The following is a 2284-nucleotide window of genomic DNA, read 5'->3' as shown; positions in this document are numbered from 1 at the left end:
GCGGAGCATGCACCAGTCGATGAAAAATCCGCTGTTGCGGTGCCAAGACTGCCCCGCGTGGGAGAGGGCGTTCATGTGGGCGGGCGACAGGGAGCATCCGTAGAGGCAGCTGTTGTTCACCAGCAGCTCCAGGTCGCACCGGACCGCCTTGCGGATCTTATCGAGGGTGGCGAACTCCCGGTTGACGAGGATGCTGTCGAGGACGATGCAGTCCGCGCCCATCTCCTCCCACATCTGCGCCTTGCGGATCCGGTCGATCCCGGCGAACACCGAGATCCGCACCTTGAGCCCCGGGAAGCGCGTCTTGACGAGCCGCAGGACCAGGGGGGAGGAGACGGTGACGGATTCCACCCCGATCTCCCGCAGCCAGGAGCAGAGCTCCTCGATCTCCTTCTGCCCCGCCCGGGTGATCTCCCGGTTTCCGATGCACGAGGCGTTCAGCAGGTAGTTGAACCCGATGCCCGCGGAACGCGCGTGCTCCACGTGCGCCGCCAGCTCCCTCCGGGAGATCCGGGCAAGCTGGTACGGGGCCCGACCGCCTCCCACGGCGTCCTGCCGCAGCTTCCCGAACAGCTCCACGACCGGGAAATCCCGGAGCGCTTCGACCAGGGCGGGGTCGAAGTTCGTGGCGACGGAGAGTCTCATGCGGGGCGGGAAAGGGTCAGGACGACCGCTTCGACGGCGAGCCCGGGCCCGAAGGCGACGGCGAGCACCCGCTCGCGCGTCTTCGCGCCGCCGCGGAGGACCTCGTCAAGGACGAACAGGATGGTGGGGCTGCTCATGTTCCCGCACCGGCGGAGCACCTCGCGGGACGCGGCCACCTGGGCCGGCGCGAGATCGAGGGTCCTCTGGACCTGGTCGACGATGGCCTTCCCCCCGGGGTGGACCGCCCAGGTATCGATCTCCGCAACGGAGATGCCGGCCGACGCAAGGGCCGGCGCCACCAGCTCCCGGATGTTCCCGCCGATGATCTTCGGCACGTAGGTGGACAGCGCGATGTCGAAGCCGTGGTCGCCGACGCTCCAGGCCATGTCGTGCTCCCCCGCAGGGACGAGCGCCGACCGGAAGGCGTCGATCCGGTAGGCGGAGGCTCCGGGAACGGGCTCCCGGGCCGACACGACCGCCGCCGCCGCGCCGTCGGAAAAAAGGGAGTTCGCCAGCAGGTTGTCCTCCGCCCCGGTGAGCTGCATGTGGAGCGTGCACAGCTCCAGGCAGACGACCAGGACCACGGCCGAGGGGTCCGCAGCGCAGAACTGCGCCGCCATCCGCAGCGCCGGCAAGGCGGCGTAGCACCCCATGAACCCGAGGTGGTACCGCTGCACGGAGTCGGGTATCCCGAGCTCCCGCACGATGAAAAAGTCGGGGCCCGGGTTGTAGAAGCCGGTGCACGAGGCGGTGACGACGTGGGTCACGTCGGAAGGGAGGAACCCGGCGGGCCCACCCGAAAGCGCGTTGCGGGCGACCCGGACGGACAGGTCGCGGGACCCCGCGGCGAACCGGTCGTTGCGCGCGGCGGTGCCGGGGGAGCTCGCCCCGTTGCCCGAAGTGCCGGAGAAGAAGGCGTCCTCCCCGTACCAGGCGCTGCGCCCGAGGATGGAATGACGCGTTTCGATCCCCGAATTCCGGTAGACGGCGCGCACCAGCCGCCGCTCACGGTCGTCCCGGGCCCACTCCTGCATCTTCGCCATCGCCTCCTCCTGGGAGAAGGAGAACTCCGGCAGCAGCGTTTCGATCCGGTGGATCCAGGCGGTCGTCATGGCGTCTCCTGGATCTCCACCCGGAAGGACGCCTTCACCAGGACCCGGTCCCCCACCCGGATGAGTCCGAGGACGGAGGGCGCCTTGAGCCCGAATTGCTTCAGCGACACGGGAAACTCCACGTCGAAGGAGACGCGGTTCCCTTCCTCCTTCAATCCGCCCGCGGAGGCCGCGATCTTCCTCTCCATCCCGCGGATCTCCAGAAAGACGTCAAGTGGGGCCTTCCCCGCGGCGTCCTCTTTCATCCGCCGGCGGACCGCATCGATGTCGACGTCGCGGGCCGAGGCGTGGATGAAGGGATGCTGTTCGTCCCGGAACATCTTCCGCATCTCCCTGTCCCTCGAGTCGTTCTCCGTGTCCATTCCGCCGACGGGTACATCCAGCTTCACCAGCGGTAAAACGGAACCCCCCCCGGGGGCCCGCTCCAGCGTCGCCGCAAACGGAAGGCATTTCCCCGTCCCGTTGAAGTCGTGCAGAGTGGACGTCCCGAGGAACCGGACGTCGCATGCGCCGCGGATCTCCGCGGC

The 2284-nt window shown here is 68.7% G+C and carries 3 protein-coding genes; all 3 read right to left on the bottom strand.

The genetic code is table 11. The features are described from left to right. The coding region (locus AB1346_14155; GenBank protein ID MEW6721585.1) for a U32 family peptidase at positions 1–645 on the bottom strand (645 nt) is incomplete at its 3' end. Continuing rightward, positions 642–1757 (bottom strand): type III polyketide synthase, encoded by a 1116-nt coding sequence (locus AB1346_14150; protein MEW6721584.1) that lies wholly within the window; start codon positions 1755–1757, stop codon positions 642–644. The genes AB1346_14155 and AB1346_14150, both read right to left, overlap by 4 nt. Beyond that, positions 1754–2284 (bottom strand): YceI family protein (locus AB1346_14145; protein ID MEW6721583.1); only part of this gene is annotated, 531 nt, incomplete at its 5' end. The genes AB1346_14150 and AB1346_14145, both read right to left, overlap by 4 nt.

Source organism: Thermodesulfobacteriota bacterium, from assembly GCA_040758155.1.
In the GTDB taxonomy this organism is placed as follows: domain Bacteria; phylum Desulfobacterota; class Deferrimicrobia; order Deferrimicrobiales; family Deferrimicrobiaceae; genus UBA2219.
The sequence above is the reverse complement of the archived record's forward strand: the minus strand, read 5'-3'. Positions and strand labels throughout refer to the sequence as shown.

What these genes read in the sequence shown, in the direction of transcription:
- AB1346_14150 (MEW6721584.1), bottom strand. Translation starts at nt 1,757, where the DNA reads ATGACGACCGCCTGGATCCACCGGATCGAAACGCTGCTGCCGGAGTTC.